12 protein-coding genes are annotated in these 14,857 nt (G+C 73.3%); 7 read left to right on the plus strand and 5 right to left on the minus strand.

The window, feature by feature from the left end:
• Positions 1-8 precede the first annotated feature (8 nt).
• Positions 9-1,169 carry an MFS transporter gene (locus ACFPGP_RS01325; RefSeq protein WP_378585818.1) on the plus strand — a complete coding sequence of 387 codons (1,161 nt, stop codon included), beginning with the start codon at positions 9-11 and terminating at the stop codon, positions 1,167-1,169.
• 201 nt (positions 1,170-1,370) lie between these two features.
• On the opposite strand, the gene ACFPGP_RS01330 is transcribed toward ACFPGP_RS01325, so the two are convergent.
• Together ACFPGP_RS01330 and ACFPGP_RS01335 are read right to left on the minus strand one after the other, a co-directional pair.
• Positions 1,371-1,799, minus strand: a complete 429-nt coding sequence (locus tag ACFPGP_RS01330; RefSeq protein ID WP_378585820.1) for a nitroreductase/quinone reductase family protein — start codon at positions 1,797-1,799, stop codon at positions 1,371-1,373.
• Positions 1,800-1,893: 94 nt separating this feature from the next.
• Positions 1,894-2,541, minus strand: coding sequence for a TetR/AcrR family transcriptional regulator (locus tag ACFPGP_RS01335; protein ID WP_378585822.1), 648 nt, complete (start codon positions 2,539-2,541; stop codon positions 1,894-1,896).
• A 78-nt stretch (positions 2,542-2,619) separates the two neighbouring features.
• Here ACFPGP_RS01335 and ACFPGP_RS01340 point away from each other — a divergent pair, with 78 nt between their 5' ends.
• The 5 genes from ACFPGP_RS01340 (at position 2,620) to ACFPGP_RS01360 (ending at position 7,613) form a co-directional block, all read left to right on the plus strand.
• The gene (locus tag ACFPGP_RS01340) at positions 2,620-3,093 is read left to right on the plus strand and encodes a DUF6326 family protein (RefSeq protein ID WP_378585825.1); all 474 of its coding nucleotides are present in this window, start codon (positions 2,620-2,622) and stop codon (positions 3,091-3,093) included.
• A 32-nt stretch (positions 3,094-3,125) separates the two neighbouring features.
• Positions 3,126-4,487, plus strand: coding sequence for a transaminase (locus ACFPGP_RS01345; protein ID WP_378585828.1), 1,362 nt, complete (start codon positions 3,126-3,128; stop codon positions 4,485-4,487).
• Positions 4,484-5,314 carry a TIGR01458 family HAD-type hydrolase gene (locus ACFPGP_RS01350; protein WP_378585831.1) on the plus strand — a complete coding sequence of 277 codons (831 nt, stop codon included), beginning with the start codon at positions 4,484-4,486 and terminating at the stop codon, positions 5,312-5,314. The genes ACFPGP_RS01345 and ACFPGP_RS01350 overlap by 4 nt, the downstream gene beginning before the upstream one ends.
• A 111-nt stretch (positions 5,315-5,425) precedes the next feature.
• Entirely contained in the window at positions 5,426-6,691 is a 1,266-nt protein-coding gene (locus tag ACFPGP_RS01355) for a class-III pyridoxal-phosphate-dependent aminotransferase (RefSeq protein ID WP_378585834.1), read from the plus strand.
• Entirely contained in the window at positions 6,684-7,613 is a 930-nt protein-coding gene (locus tag ACFPGP_RS01360; RefSeq protein WP_378585837.1) for a DUF6206 family protein, read from the plus strand. Before ACFPGP_RS01355 ends, ACFPGP_RS01360 begins: the two co-directional genes overlap by 8 nt.
• 39 nt (positions 7,614-7,652) lie before the next feature.
• Here the strand turns inward: ACFPGP_RS01360 and ACFPGP_RS01365 are convergent, their stop codons facing one another.
• Positions 7,653-8,090, minus strand: a complete 438-nt coding sequence (locus ACFPGP_RS01365; RefSeq protein WP_378585840.1) for a VOC family protein — start codon at positions 8,088-8,090, stop codon at positions 7,653-7,655.
• A gap of 117 nt (positions 8,091-8,207) precedes the next feature.
• On the opposite strand from ACFPGP_RS01365, the gene ACFPGP_RS01370 reads away from it, so the two are divergent.
• Positions 8,208-9,575, plus strand: coding sequence for a pyridine nucleotide-disulfide oxidoreductase (locus tag ACFPGP_RS01370; RefSeq protein ID WP_378585843.1), 1,368 nt, complete (start codon positions 8,208-8,210; stop codon positions 9,573-9,575).
• 27 nt (positions 9,576-9,602) lie between these two features.
• Here ACFPGP_RS01370 and ACFPGP_RS01375 read toward each other — a convergent pair whose 3' ends face one another.
• A complete protein-coding gene (locus ACFPGP_RS01375) occupies positions 9,603-10,550 on the minus strand; it encodes a hypothetical protein (protein WP_378585845.1) in 948 nt (315 codons plus the stop codon).
• A 37-nt stretch (positions 10,551-10,587) separates the two neighbouring features.
• Entirely contained in the window at positions 10,588-14,847 is a 4,260-nt protein-coding gene (locus tag ACFPGP_RS01380; RefSeq protein ID WP_378585848.1) for a DUF6519 domain-containing protein, read from the minus strand.
• Positions 14,848-14,857: the final 10 nt, after the last annotated feature.

The raw sequence follows: 14,857 nt of genomic DNA on the forward strand, positions 1-14,857 counted from the left end.
TGACGGGCGTGCCCGCAGCCTTCACCCGCGACCGCCTGACCTGGCTCGCTTACCTGCTGCTGGCGTGGTTCGCCTACCTCCAGGCTGCCCCCGGCCTGGTGATCCCGCACCTGCGCGACGAGCTCGACATCGGCTACACCGTCGGCGGGCTGCACGTCGCGGCCTTCGCCGCCGGGGCGCTCGCGTCGGGGCTGGTGTCGTCGTGGGTCGAGCAGGCCGTCGGGCGCCGCCGACTGCTCTGGTCGTCGGCGGCGCTGATGGGTCTGGGTGCGGCCGGGCTGACCGCAGGTCCGGTGGTGGCCGCGACCCTGCTCGCGGTGCTGGTCATGGGGCTCGGCGGCGGGATGCTGCTGGCCACGATCCAGGCCACGCTGGCCGACCACCACGGCGACCTGCGCACCGTCGCGCTGACCGAGGCGAACGTCGCCGCGAGCCTCGCCTACGTCGTGCTGGTCGGCGCCTTCTGGCTCGTCGCCGTGCTGGGCGCGGGCTGGCGTGCGGCGCTGCTGGCCTCGCTCGTCGTGCCGTTGGTCGCCTGGGCCGCCAACCGCGGCCTCGCGATCGACGCCCCCGCGCCGCCGGCCGAGGGGCACGGGCGGCTGCCGGCACTGTTCTGGGTCGCGGCCGGGGTCCTGGTGTGCTGCACGGCCGCGGAGTGGTGCATCACCGCCTGGGGTGCGAGCTTCGTCGACGAGGCGGTCGACGTCAGCGCGGACGACGCCGTCACGTTGATGGTCGGCTACTTCGGGGGCGTGCTGGTCGGCCGTGTCGTCGGCAGCCGGCTCGCCCGGCGTCACGACCCCGCCCTGCTGCTCGGTGTCGCCCTCGTCGTCGCCGCCGTCGGCTTCGTGGTGCTCTGGCCGTCCGGAGTCCCCGTCCAGGCGGTCGCCGGGCTGGCGCTGCTCGGGCTCGGCGTCGGCAACCTCTTCCCGATGGCGCTGTCCCTCGCGGTCTCGCTCGCTCCGGAGCAGGCCGCCCGCGCGAGCGGGCGCGCCGTCGCCGTCACGTCGCTGGCCGTGATGCTCTCGCCGTTGCTCGTCGGCAGCCTCGCCGACGCCACCTCGCTGCACGCGGCGCTGGCCGTCGTGCCCGTGACGCTCGCGCTCGCCGCCGCCGGCCTCCTCGTCGTACGCCAGGGAAGGCGAGCGCGTGTGAGCACCCCCGTGTGACGCAGGGCACGCGGTCGGCCACGCCGCTCACGTGGTCGCACTCCGGCCTGATCCGGCTCGCGTGGACCATCGAGGACCGCGTACCCGTCGACCAGCAGCCGATCGTCGCCGACCGCTACGCGAGGGCGCCCCGACGAGGCCGGGACGTCATGCGGGGCGCGCGTCCTGACCGGCGAACCGCATGACGTTGGCTGTCGCAGGTCACCCGCGCTCGAGCACCGCCACGGGAATGGTGCGCCCGGCCTTGCGGGCGAACTTCTCGACCTCGGGGGCCTCGGCGAGGATCACGTCGCGCCACATCGCGTCGCGCTCGTCGCCGTGCAGCTCGCGGGGTCGCAGGTCGACGTGGCGGTCGCGCAGCTGCACGTGGGCGACCGTGACCCGGCGCAGGTTCTGGAACCAGTCGGGGTCCTGCGGAGACCCCGAGCCCGTGCCCCACACGACCAGCCCCTCCGGCCGCTCCAGGTAGCGCACGCAGGTCGAGCGGGGCAGACCCGTGCGCCGACCGGGCGTGGTGATCATCAGGACCGTGACCCGCTTGCTGCCGCTGGACAGGCGACCGTCGAGCGTGCGGTACATCCACACACCGATCCGGTTCCCGACGCGGGTCAGGCGTCGCTGGAAGCTCATCGCCGCTGGCCGTCGACGGCCGTCATGCCGGGAGCGTACGACGGTCGCACCGCCCCGGCCAGACCTCCGGGCGCTCGGCGACCGCGCGAACCCGTCACCCCCGTCGGGCTCGGGCACCGGACAGCGCAGCGAGGATGAGCTCGAGGCCGTAGTCGAACTCGGCGTCGACGCTGAACTCCGACGCCCGGGCGACGACCTCGGCGAGGTGCGGGTAGTCGGACGAGTCGAGGTCGGCGGTCGGCGCCGCTTCCTCGGCCCTCCCGTCCGGCGGAGCCGACGCACGCGACTCCTGCAGCACGTGCCCGTACACGAAGCTGTCGAGGGTCCAGAAGGCGTGGGCGGCATCCTCCAAGGAGAAGCCGGCCGAGCGCAGGCAGCCCAGGACCGCGTCCACGTAGCGGGTCGAGGCGGGGCCCGAGGCTCCGCGGCTCTCCAGCAGGCCGATGGCCCAGGGGTGGGCACTCAGTGCCGTCCGTGTCGCGTGGGCCCGCTGCCGCATCGCCTCCTCCCAGCCGGCGTCCAGGTCGGTGACCTCGATGCCGCCGAAGATCTCCTCGACGACCTCGTCGAGGATCTGGTCCTTGCTCGACACGTGCTTGTAGAGCGACATCGCCTGCACGCCGAGCTCGGCGCCCAGCCGGCGCATCGTGAGCGCCGCCAGACCCTCGCGGTCGGCGAGCCCGATCGCGGCGCGGACCACCCGCTCGCGGGTGAGGGGAGTGCGCGGGGTGGGGGAGGGCACATTGACCAGTGTACTAAGTAAGCCTAGAGTGGGGAACGAGAGGCTTACAGCGTAAGCCACCGCAGCGAGGAGACGGACATGACCCACACGGCACCCGCACCGACGATCCCCACCACGGGGAGCACGCACCTCGACCCGGTCCCGGTGAACGTGCGCGTCAAGATCTCGGCCCTGTGGGCCGCGATGATGTTCGTGTACGTCTACGTCGACCTGTTCTCGCTCTTCCGCGCCGACATCCGGGCCGATCTCGATGCCGGTCAGGTCTGGACCTTCACGGTGGGCCAGGGCTTCTTGCTGGGCGTCACGGCGTACGTCGCGATCCCGAGCCTCATGGTCTTCCTGAGCCTCGTGCTCCCCGCCCGCGTCGCGCGGTGGGGCAACCTCGTGCTCGCGTCGGTCTACCTGCTCACGGTCGTCGGCGGCGCCATCGGGGAGACCTGGACCTACTACCTCCTCGGCAGCGCCCTCGAGGTCGCGGCCCTGGCAGCCGTCATCGGCTACGCCTGGACCTGGCCGCGGGTGGGCCCCTCGCCCGCCGACGGCGGGCGCTGACGCGACAGGCGGGCCTGCCCTACGCTCCGGGGATGAGTGGTGCGCACCCGGACCCCGCGCGAGTGGCGGAGCTCAAGGCGCGCGAGGATGCCGCGTTCGTCGCGGCGCGCCCGCGCAGCCAGGAGCTGTGGGCGGCCGGGCAGGGCGTGATGCCCAACGGTGTCCCGATGAGCTGGCTGCGCACGTCGTACGACCACCCGCCGCTCTTCATCGAGTCGGCGGAGGGGTCGCGGCTGCGTGACGTCGACGGGCACGAGTACGCCGACTTCAACATCGCCGACATGTCGATGTTCACCGGCTACGGCCCGGCTCCCGTGGTCGAGGCCGTGAGCAGGCAGGTCGCCCGGGGCTCGCAGTACCTGCTGCCGACCGAGGACTCGATCTGGGTCGCGGGGGAGCTGGGGCGCCGGTACGGCCTGCCGCTGTGGCAGTTCACGCTGGCGGCGACGAGCGCCAACACCGAGGTGATCCGGATCGCCCGGTCGCTCACCGGTCGCGAGAAGGTCCTCTTCTTCGACGGCAAGTACCACGGTCACTTCGACGACGTGCTGGTCGAGCTCGAGGGCGACCACCTGGTCCCCGAGGAGGCCGGCCTGCCGCACGACGTCACCGAGCGCACGCTGGTCGTGCCGTTCAACGACCTCGCCTCGTTGTGGCAGGCGCTCGCCTCCCGCGAGGTCGCTGTCGTGATCACCGAGCCGGCGCTCACCAACAACGTCGGCCTGCTGATGCCCGACGCCGGGTTCCACGACAGCCTGCGCGAGCTGACGCGCAACGCCGGCACGCTGCTGGCGTACGACGAGACCCACACGCAGGTGGTGGGTCCGGGCGGCCTCGCCCGGATGTGGGGCCTCGCCCCCGACTTCGTGACGGTCGGCAAGTCGATCGCCGCAGGCATCCCCCTGGGTGCCTACGGCATGACCGAGGAGGTCGCGGCCGTGCTGCAACGACCAGGCGGCCGCGACGACACCAAGCCGCAGGTGGCCGTCGGCGGCACGCTCTTCGGCAACCCGGTCTCGATGGCGGCGGCGCGCGCGGCGATGAGCGAGGTGCTGACCGACGGCGCCTACGCGCACAGCCAGCGCCTGGGCACCCGGCTCGCCGACGGGCTGTCGGGGGTCGTCACCGAGGCGGGCCTGCCGTGGACGACCCACCGGTTCTGGCCCCGCAGCGGGGTCTCGTTCAGCCCCGCCCCGCCGCGCAACGCTGTCGAGGCGACGACGGTCCTGGACGTCCCGCTGCGGCGGCTGATGCGTGTCTACCTGGCGAACCGCGGCGTCTGGGACGCCATCATCGGCGCCGGGCCCACCTGCTCGGTCGCGGCGACGGACGAGGACGTCGACGCCTACGTCGCGGCGTTCGGCGAGCTCGTCGGCGAGCTGGGTGTCGGGTGACCGCGTCGACGTCCCCGGCGCGACCGCGGCGCGGAGTGCTGCTCGACCTCGACGGGGTCGTCTACGTGGGCCACGACCCCGTGCCGGGTGCCGCCGACGCGATCAGGTGGCTGGCGCGCGAGGGCGTGCCGTACTGCTTCCTGACCAACACCACGTCGCAACCGCGGCAGGCGATCGTGGACACCCTCGTCGGCATGGGGGTCCCGGCACGCACCGAGCAGGTGCTCACCCCAGCAGTCGCGGCGGTGGCCTGGCTGCGGCACCACGGCATCGACCGTCCGGCAGTGTTCGTCCCTGCGGCGACGGCCGCCGAGTTCGCCGCACTGCAGCCGGTCGCGGAGGACGTCGAGCAGGGGGCCGGCGCGGTCGTCATCGGCGACCTGGGGGAGGGCTGGGACTTCCCGACGCTCAACCGCGCGCTCCGCCTCCTGGTGAGTGGTCCCACGGCGCCACTGGTCGCACTGGGCATGACGCGCTACTGGCAGGCCGAGGACGGCCTCCGCCTCGACGCCGGGGCCTTCGTGCGGGCACTGGAGTACGCCGCGGGCCGCACCGCGGTGGTGCTGGGCAAGCCCGACCCGGCGTTCTTCGGCGCGGCGGTCGACGCGCTGGGTCTGGAGGCGGGTGTGGGGACGGGGCAGGTCGTGATGGTCGGCGACGACGTCCGCACCGACGTCGCGGGTGCTCAGGCCGCGGGACTGACCGGTGTGCTCGTGCGCACCGGCAAGTTCGCCGCGTCCGACCTCGACGGCGAGGTGCGCCCCGACGCGGTGCTCGACTCGTTGGCCGACCTGCCGGAGTGGTGGACCGGAGCTGCTCCGGGGTGAACTTCGGGTCCTTCGACCCTGCCGCCACCTTCGCAGACGGGTGCCAGATGGTGACCATCAGCCCGGTGCGGGCCGCAGCGACCGGCTCGCCGACCACGGGAAGGACCGGCGATGGATGACCGAGCACACTGGCCGACGCGCGAGGAGGTCCTCCGGCTGGCGGAGGAGCACGTCTGTCCCGACCGGGTCCGGACGCTGACCGGGCTGCACGCGGACCTGGTCATCGGCAGGCGCGAGGGCTACCGGATGTGGGACCTCGACGGCCGGGAGCTGCTCGACCTCCACCTCAACGGCGGCACCTTCAACCTCGGCCACCGCCACCCCGCCCTGGTCGAGGAGCTGCGGGTCGCGCTCGACCGCCTCGACATCGGCAACCACCACTTCCCCAGCGCGGAGCGGGCACTGCTGGCCGAGCAGCTGGTCGCGCTGACGCCCGGCATGCGGTACGCCGTCTTCGGCAGCGGCGGGGGCGAGGCGGTCGACCTGGCCCTCAAGAGCGCCCGCCGGGCGACGGGCCGCAACCGCGTGGTGTCGGCCACCGGGGGCTACCACGGGCACACCGGGCTGGCCCTCGCCGCCGGGGACGAGCGGGCGGCTGCGGCATTCGGCTCCGCCGGCGCACCGGGCGAATTCGTGCACGTGCCCTTCAACGACGCCGCGGCGGTCGAGGCCGCGTGTGCCGCCGGCGACGTGGCGGCGGTCATCCTGGAGACGGTGCCCGCCACCGTCGGGTTCGTGCCGCCGCAACCGGGCTACCTCGCGGAGGTCGAGGCGGTGTGCCACCGCCACGGCACCGCGCTCGTCCTCGACGAGGTGCAGACAGGGCTGGGCCGGACCGGTCCGCTGTGGGCGTTCGAACGCCACGGCGTCCAGCCGCACGCGGTCATCACCGCCAAGGGTCTCTCCGGCGGGCTCTACCCGATCAGTGCCACCCTGCTCGACGACTGGCTGGGCGGCTGGTTGGAGGACGACGGCTGGGGTCACGTGTCGACTTTCGGCGGCGCCGAGCTCGGCTGCCCCGTCGCACGGCGGGTGCTCGACCTCACCACCGACCCGGCCACCGTCGAGCACGTCGAGTCGCTGGTCGCGCTGTTCGCCGACGGACTGGCGGACCTGCGCCGCCGCCACCCGGAGTGGCTGCTCGAGGTGCGCCAGACCGGACTGGTGATCGGCCTGAGGTTCGCCCACCCGCAGGGAGGGATGCTGATGACGGGGGCGTTGCTGACGGCCGGGGTCTGGGCGATCTACGCCGGCTTCGACCCGTCGTGCCTGCAGTTCAAGCCCGGGCTGCTGCTCGGCGTCGACGAGGCGCGGGCCGCGCTGGCCGCGCTGGACACCGCCTGTGCACAGGTGGGGGGTGCGGTCGCCGGTGGCTGAGCAGGCAGGAGCGGACGCGGGGTCGTTGGCGCGGCGCCTGGCCGACCTGGAGGAGGGGCTGGCGCCGGCCCGTCCGGAGGCCACACCCGGCCTGCGCATCCTCGGGTACGGCGAGGTGAGCGCGGTGCTCGTCCTGGCCGACGTACCGGGCCTGGTGCTCAAGCGGATGTCCGGGTTCGCGGACCAACGTGCGGCCGAGACCTACGGCGAGCTCGTGACCGACTACGTCGCGGCGGTACGCAGCGCCGGCGTCCCGGTCGTCGAGACCGAGGTGCTCGTCGTACGCCGTACCGGGCGGACCCCGGTCACCTACCTCGTCCAGCCCGAGGTCGCGGGCGACCGGATCGGGCACAGCATCATGCGGACGGCCGACGACGCCGCCCACGAGACGCTGCTGCACCGGGTGCTGGACGCGGTGCTCGCCGTGCGCGAGAAGGCCGCTGAGGACGTCGCCGTGGACGCCCAGCTCTCGAACTGGTACCTCGCGCCGGACACCAGCGGCCCTCCCACGCTGCTCGACGTCGGCACACCGTTCCTGCGGCGGGGCGGGCGCCAGGCGATGGACGCCGAGATCATCCTCTCGACCGCCCCGGCGCCGCTGCGGCCGGTCTTCCGCCGCCTGGGCACCGTGCACGCCTACTTCGAGGACTACTTCGAGCCGCGTACCGCGGCCGTCGACCTGCTCGGCAACTACCACAAGGAGGGCCGACCGGACCGGATCGACGCCGCCCTCGAGGTGGTCAACCAGTGGCTCGAACCGCTCGGGGCGTCCCCGATCACGAGGCGCGACGTGGACCGCTACTACCGCTCCGACGCGCGCCTGCTCGGCTTCTGGCTGCAGGCCCGCCGGGCCGAGCGGGCGGTCCGGCTCCGCACCGGCCGCGGGTACGACTTCATCCTCCCGGGCAGGGTCCGGCGCTGAGGACCTCGTCCACGGGCCGGGTGCCGCGTCGTCGGCGGGTCAGCCGATGCGCTCGGCCAGGGACACGACGATCCCCTCGGGTCCGCGGACGTACGCCATCCGCCAGACGCCCTCGTGCTCGCCGACCCCGCCGACCAGCCCGTACCCGTCCGCCGCCAGCCGGTCGACCATCGCCTCCAGCCCCTCGACCTGGAAGCAGACGTTGCGCAGGCCGACCTCGGTGATGGTGTCGGGGGAGCCGTGCTGCATGGCCGGCCGGACGAAGCTCGAGAGCTCGATCGCGGTGCCACCGCCCGGCGGTCGCAGCATGACGATCTCGGTCCGCGAGTCCGGGATGCCGATGACCGTGTCGATGAACTCCCCCTCCACGAAGGTCCGCCCCTCGACCTCGAGACCGAGGCCGACGAAGAACGCCGTGGCCGCGTCGAGGTCGGTCACGGTGACGCCGACGTGGTCGAGCTGCTTGATCGTGCTCATGGGTGTCATCGTCTCCTGCTCTCCGTCGTGTGCTCCGGGGACGGGGCTCGCGCCCGGTTCTCGACATTCCGTCGGTTGCCGTGGACGTGAGCCCGAGGTGCTGCCACCGTGGTGTTCGTGACGCGGATCCTTGACGTCGACTACCTCGTGGTCGGGGCGGGGGCCATGGGCATGGCCTTCACCGACGCCCTGATCGACCACGCCGAGGTACGCGTGGCACTGGTCGACCGGCGCCACGGCGTCAGCGGCCACTGGCTCGGGGCCTACCCCTTCGTCCGGCTGCACCAGGCCTCCGCGTTCTACGGCGTCGCGTCCAGCCTGCTCGGGGGCGGGCAGCTGCAGCAGCGCGGACCCGAGCGCGGGCTCCAGGAGCGGGCCTCCCAGCTCGAGATCTGCGCCTACTACGAGCGGGTGCTCGAGCGGTTCCTGGAGTCGGGCCGGGTCGAGCTCCTCCCCAACAGCGAGCACGTCGGCGGGCGCACCGTCGTCTCCCACATCTCGGGCGAGCGGTTCGAGGTGCCCGAGCGCTGCCGGGTCGTCGACGCCCACTACCTCGCGCCGAGCATCCCGGCGGAGAAGCCGCCGCCGTTCGCGGTGGGCGAGGGTGCCCGGGTCCTCCCGGTCAACGAGCTCGCCCGGCTCGACGACGCCCCGAGCCAGTACGTCGTGGTCGGCGCGGGCAAGACCGCGACCGACGCGTGCGTCTGGCTGCTCGGGCGCGGGGTCGACCCCGACGCCATCTGCTGGGTGCGACCGCGCGAGCCGTGGATGATGAACCGGGCCGTGGTGCAGCCGGACCCCGCGATCTTCACCGCCATGGCCGCCGACGTCATGCAGGCCGGTGCGGAGTCGACGTCGCTCGAGGACCTCTTCCTGCGCCTCGAGGACGCCGGCATCATGCTGCGCATCGACCGGACCCTCCTGCCGACGATGGCCAAAGCGCCGACGCTCGCCGAGTGGGAGCTCGAGCAGCTGCGCACCATCGAGAACGTCGTGCGCCGGGGGCACATCCAGGCCGTGGAGCGGGGCAGGCTCCACGTCGCCGACGGCGCGGTCTCCGTCGCGGACGACGCCCTCGTCGTGCACTGTGCGGCCGACGGGCTCAAGTACCCGCCCCTCGTCCCCGTGTGGCGCCCGGACGTCATCACGCTGCAGCCGATCAGGGCCGGGTTCCCGTGCTTCGGAGCGGCCCTCGTGGGCTACGTCGAGGCCACGCGCCACGACGACGACGAGAAGAACCGGCTCTGCCCGCCGTCGGGCTACGGCAACTCGATGGCCGACTGGGTGCGCATGAACGTCCTCGGCACCCGGGCGGTGCTCTCGTTCACGAGTGAGCCCGACATCAGGGAGTGGGCGAGCCGGGTGGCGCTCAACCCGGCGCGGACCCCTCCCGACCACCCGGGGTCCGCGGCGCTGGACGCCGCCCGCGAGCGTCTCGCCGCCCACCTCCGGCCGGGCCTGGCCCGGCTCGCGGAGCTCTGCTGACGGTCCCGGGCCGACGCCCACCGCGGTTCAGTACGTCGGGGCGCCCTCGCTCCGCCGCTCGATCGTCTGCAGCACCCAGAAGACGCCGAGGAGGAAGATCAGCACCGCCTCGACGAGGAACGTGGCATGGACGTCCGCCCAGCCCGAGAACCAGTGGAAGCGGTCGCCGCCCTTGATCACGAGCGCGCTGCCGACCATCGTCACGGTGAGGATCCCGTAGAGCCACGTCCACCTGCTGTACCCCTGCCACCACGACCGCGTGGCGCGGTCGGAACGCCGGGCGTTGTCGACCGCTGCCGACGCGACCGCGACGATGATGCAGGCCACCGCGAGGTTCGCCGACCAGCTGTGCACCCGGTGGTTGAAGAAGCTGGACGGGTCGTCGGCGTGCTGGAACAGCAGGTAGTAGACGAGCAGCGCGGCCGCCGCGAGCGCCCAGGTGATCAGGTAGGACAGCAGGGCCTTCCGGGAGGCCTTCGCCGGCGACCGCACGTAGAGCCAGGCACCGACGACCGCCACCAGCAGCAGGACCACGACGCCGACCGCGAGGAAGGCGGTGAAGCTGCGGGCGACGGCGTCGGCGTTGTCGCTGATCAGGCGGGCGTCCGCGATCTGCTTCGCCTCCGGATCGGTCACCTGGCCCGCCTGCGGCGTGCTGCAGTAGTTCGCGTCCAGCGTGGGCACGAGGGCCACCACCGACAGCAGCATGCCCGCCAGGTTCAGCGCGGCGTCCTCGACGAACGTCTTCCCCCACATCGCGATCATCACGAACCCGATGATGAGCAGTGCGCCGACGAAGACCGGCCGGACCGGCGTGTAGTAGTAGGCGCTGAGCGACCGCTGGACACACCCGCCGGGCGTGTTCACGATCTCGCGCCACACCGCGATCCCGAGTGCGGCGATCACGGCGACGACGCCGAGGCGGAGTGCCGTGTAGGTGCGGAGGGCTACCGGGGGGACGTCGGACGGCGGCATCTGCTCGTTCTCCTCTCCTGACCCGCCCTGCGAGGGGTCACTCGGTGGGCTTGCTGCGGGTCGCGCGCTTCTTCGGAGCCGGCTTGGTCAGCGCGGCGATCTGCTGCTCGAGCGAGGAGACCCGCTCGGTCAGCGCCGCCAGGTGCTCGGGCGAGGTGTCGGGCGCGGTGTCGGGCGCCACCGTGCGACGCAGCGCGACCCCCCGCGACACCTCCCCGGTGGCGAGGGTCCGCTCCGTCCCGGTGATCGCCGGCTGGGCCCGCACGATGCCGAGGTCCTCCCGGATGACGGGGCTCTGCAGCAGGTTGCGCAGGATCACCTCGTGCGTGGCGGGGCGCGTGAACACGGGCGCCGCGCCGGGCGTCGTCGGTGCCTCCTCGACGCCGGGCTGGACGTCCGGCGGCGCCGCGGCCGGGGTGCTCTCCTCGCCCCAGTCGCCGGAGTTCGCGCCGCGGAGGAAGCTGGTCGCGCTGCCCAGCCCGCTGCCCCGCCACCGGCCGAGGGGGTCCTCGTCCTGGGCCACCTGCAGGAAGCGGAGCAGGCGCGCGGGGTCGACCCGGTCACGCGCGTCGGCACGGTCGGCCGTCGAGTACCTGCCGAAGTACTCCGTGAGCACCCGGCAGCAGAAGTCGCCCAGCACCTGGCGCAGTGCCGGCAGCACCGGCACGAGCGACAGCCAGTAGCCGACGGTGGGGAAGGACTTCACGTAGCGGCGACGCGAGAAGTTGCAGACCTTGTAGACCGAACCCCCGCGGATGCTCACGGCCGCGAGGTCCAGGTCGAGGTTCTCCTGCCGCGGCGGGCACCTGACCAGGAGGTGGTCGCACACGCAGTCCTTCAGGTACTGCGCGAGCCCGCCGACCAGGTCGGCGAACGCCTCGACCGCGGCGTGCCGGTAGTCCACCAGTGGCTCGAGGTCGAGCTCGTCGGCCAGCACCACGCCCACGTCCATCACCGAGAGGCTGTTGCTGACGAGGTTCAGGACCACGGCGTTCCTCGCCTCCAGCGCGGTGGCGGTCGAGGAGACCGGCCCGACCTGCACCGGGATCTGCAGCCCGTCGACCAGCTCCTGGCGCGAGGTGTCGAGCACCCGGGCCAGGGACGTCGCGGAGTCGGTGACGAGCAGGCGGTCACGGACGGCCTGGAGCGCCACCCGGCCCTCGGCCCCGACACCCACGCGCGTCACCTCGTTGCCGCTGGCGAGCTCGATCCCGGTCACCTGGCGCTCACGGCCGCTGCCGGTCACCACCCAGGCGGACGTCCCGTCCGCCGCCTCGCTCCGCAGGACCAGGGCGACGTCGTCCGACCCGGTGCCGGGCAGCGTGGTCACGCGCAGGCCGGACCGGTCGGGCAGGTGCATCGAGACGAGCCGGTCGTAGCGCTCGGCGGTGCCGCCGTCGGGGCCGATCGTGAACACGGCCTCACCCTGCGGCGAGATCGCGAGGTGGCCGACGGTGTTGAGGGTGGCGGTGGACTCGAGCGGGCCGAGCCCGTCCGGGACCTCGCCCCAGGGGATCTGCCACACACCGGCGCCGGTGTACTCCTTGAGGCTGAAGGCCTTGCCCTCGGTGGCTGTGCGGCGCAGCCCCACGGCGTACACGTGGTCGGCGTCGGCGTCCGTGGTGGCCAGGGTGACGAGCTTGACGCCGCAGATGGTCGTGGCCGGACGCCAGCGGACGCCGGTGTCGCCGATCTCGCCCACGCGGAAGAACGTGTCGTTGCCGTCGCGGGTCGGCACGGCGACGGCGACCAGCTTGCCGTCGGGTGAGAAGGCGAGGTCGGTGACGGCGGCCGCGGCGGTCGACGACCGGGCGCCCGGCTCGAGCTCGAGGCCGCTCACGGGGTCCATCCGCGACACCAGGCGCTCGGACCGCAGGCTGTAGCGGTTGAGCATGGTGGAGGGCTGGAGCGGGTTGATCCCGCCGCCCGTCGTCCACACCTCGTCGCCGCCGGGCCGGGTGCGGGCCCGGTCGTGGTTGCCGGTCCCGGCGATCGTCCGGAGCCCCTCGAACGACGCGGGGTAGTCGGGGTAGGGGCGCGCGTCGTCGAACATCGCGCAGAAGGTCTCGCTCGCCAGGCGCTTGCGCAGCCCCCGGTAGAACGACTCGAGCACCTCGTGCTCGCTCGCCGACACGAAGACCGTGGCGCTCGACTGCGGGTTGACGACGTCGCTGAGCAGGTTGGTCAGGGCCGTGCGCAGCAGGTAGGCGCGAGGGTCCGCGTCGGTGCCGGGGTCGAGCTGCGCGCGGACCCAGCTCAGCGGCTTGGCGATGCAGTCCTCGTAGATGTCGTTGAGGAGCGTGCCGTCGAGCCACTCGCGCTCGGTGCGGGCGACGAAGCGGGTGACGGCGGCGCTGGACCGGCCCCCGCCCCGGGGACGCAGCACCAGGCTGACCTCGCCGTCGCCGTCGGCGTCGAGCACGCCCTCGCCGAGGCCCTCGATCTCCCGGAGGACGTCGACGACGATCGGCTCGGGCACGTCGAGGTCGTTGCCGTCGGCGTCGATGGCGCTGCCGGGCTCCACGGTGACGAAGCGCCGGAGCGCCCCGGCCTCGTCCTCCTCGCGGAACAGCCGGCGGCGCTCCTCGGTGCTCAGGTCGTCGGTGCTCCGGTCGTCCTCCCCGGAGCCGCAGTGGACCGCGAGCCCGCAGACGATGCCGTGACCGTGCAGGAGCCGGTTGTGCCGGCGCAGGTCGTTGGCGCGGCACAGCGCGTCGATGGCATCCTGCACCGTCTCGACGCCGGCGAGGTCGCAGACGTCGTTGTCGACCGCGACGTCGTCGGCGGTGAGGGTGGTCAGCGAGGGGAACAGCTCGCGGCAGTCGGCGACGGACAGCCCCGACGCGGAACGCGTGACGATCGCCAGCCGCCCTGTGTCGTGCCGCACCCCCGACGCAGGGAGGGCGAGCGGCTCGCCGCCGGAGTCCCGCGGCCAGTCCACGTCGGCGAGCACGCTGCGGGCAGGGACCAGCCAGTAGTCGTGCCGGTGGAAGGTCCCGCCGGACGGGAAGCGGACCTGCACGCCGTTCTCGAGCTCGACCCAGTCGTCGCCCGACACCGTCACGGCGCCCGGGGAGTCCCAGCGGCGGACCTGCGGGTTGCGGGGGAAGTCGGTGATCGCGGTGGAGCCCGTCGCGGTTGCCACGTCGAGCACCAGTCGGTCCTCGCGCGCGTCGAGCAGGCGCACGAGGGTCCCGCCCCGGGCCTCCAGCACGCAGGCGTCGTCGAAGAGCTCGACCCAGTCGCCGGGCTGGAACCCGAGGACGGCGTCCTTGCCGATGCTGGCCACCTGGAGCGTGTCCGTGGCGACGGAGGAGATCCACGTGGTCGCCACGGACGCGTTCTCGCGACTCCAGAGGACGACCGGGCGTCCGGCTTCGAGGTCGTGGACGTGCACGCGGTAGAGCTGGTTCTCGAGCCCGACGTAACCGCCGGCGGGCGTCGGCCGGCACAGGTCGGTCGAGCCGCTCGGGGGCTCCGCCCGCGCGGCCATCAGGCCGGTCGAGGGAGCCAGGGCCTCGAGCGCGGCCGACAGGTCGGTGTCGCAGTCGACGGGGTCCGGGACGCCGGCGAGGTCGAGCAGCCGGACCTGCCACACGACCTGGCTGCGCGTGGTGGTGTCGGTGCCCAGCGCCGGCTCGCTGAGGTGGGCGTCGTCGAGCGAGGAGATCGACCGCTCCCAGACGTCGAGGTAGGCGAGGTAGCTGCCCTCGGGCAGGTCGAGCACCCGCGGGTCGGTGGCGCTGGCCTGCGTGGTGTGCTCGGGGGTGGGGAGGTCGGGCTGCACGGCGTAGGAGTGGAGGCGCCGGATCCGCAGGTCGCCGTTGAGCGCCGCGACCGAGGCGTCGAGGGTCACGGTGTCGGCCGCGACGTCGACGGCGGTGGCCCGTGCCACCACGGTTCCGGAGTCACCCACGACCTCGACCCAGGTGCCGGGGCGGAGCTCGACCCCGTCGAGGACCAGGGTGTCGACCTCGACCCGCGTCGAGGTCGGGGTCCCGGAGACCGTCGTCGTCCCGCCGTCGGCCTCGCACAGGTGCCCGGCGACCCACGCGCGGCCGGGGGAGAGGAGCAGGTCGGTCCCGTCCGCGGAGGCGGTCAGCTCGAAGCCGCCCTCGACCTTGGGCACCCCGGCGGGCCCGATCACGTCGAGCGACTCGGCGCGGTCGCGGTGAGCGGTCACGTCCAGCTGCTCGTTCCAGTCGGCGTCCAGCTGGACGCGGCCCTGCTGCATCCGGACACCGGAGTAGTGACGGTCTGCCCGGAACGTCGACCGGGTCAGGTCTCCACCGTTCATGTGGCACCCC

It is taken from the genome of Nocardioides taihuensis, from assembly GCF_042657275.1.
Taxonomy (GTDB): domain Bacteria; phylum Actinomycetota; class Actinomycetes; order Propionibacteriales; family Nocardioidaceae; genus Nocardioides; species Nocardioides taihuensis.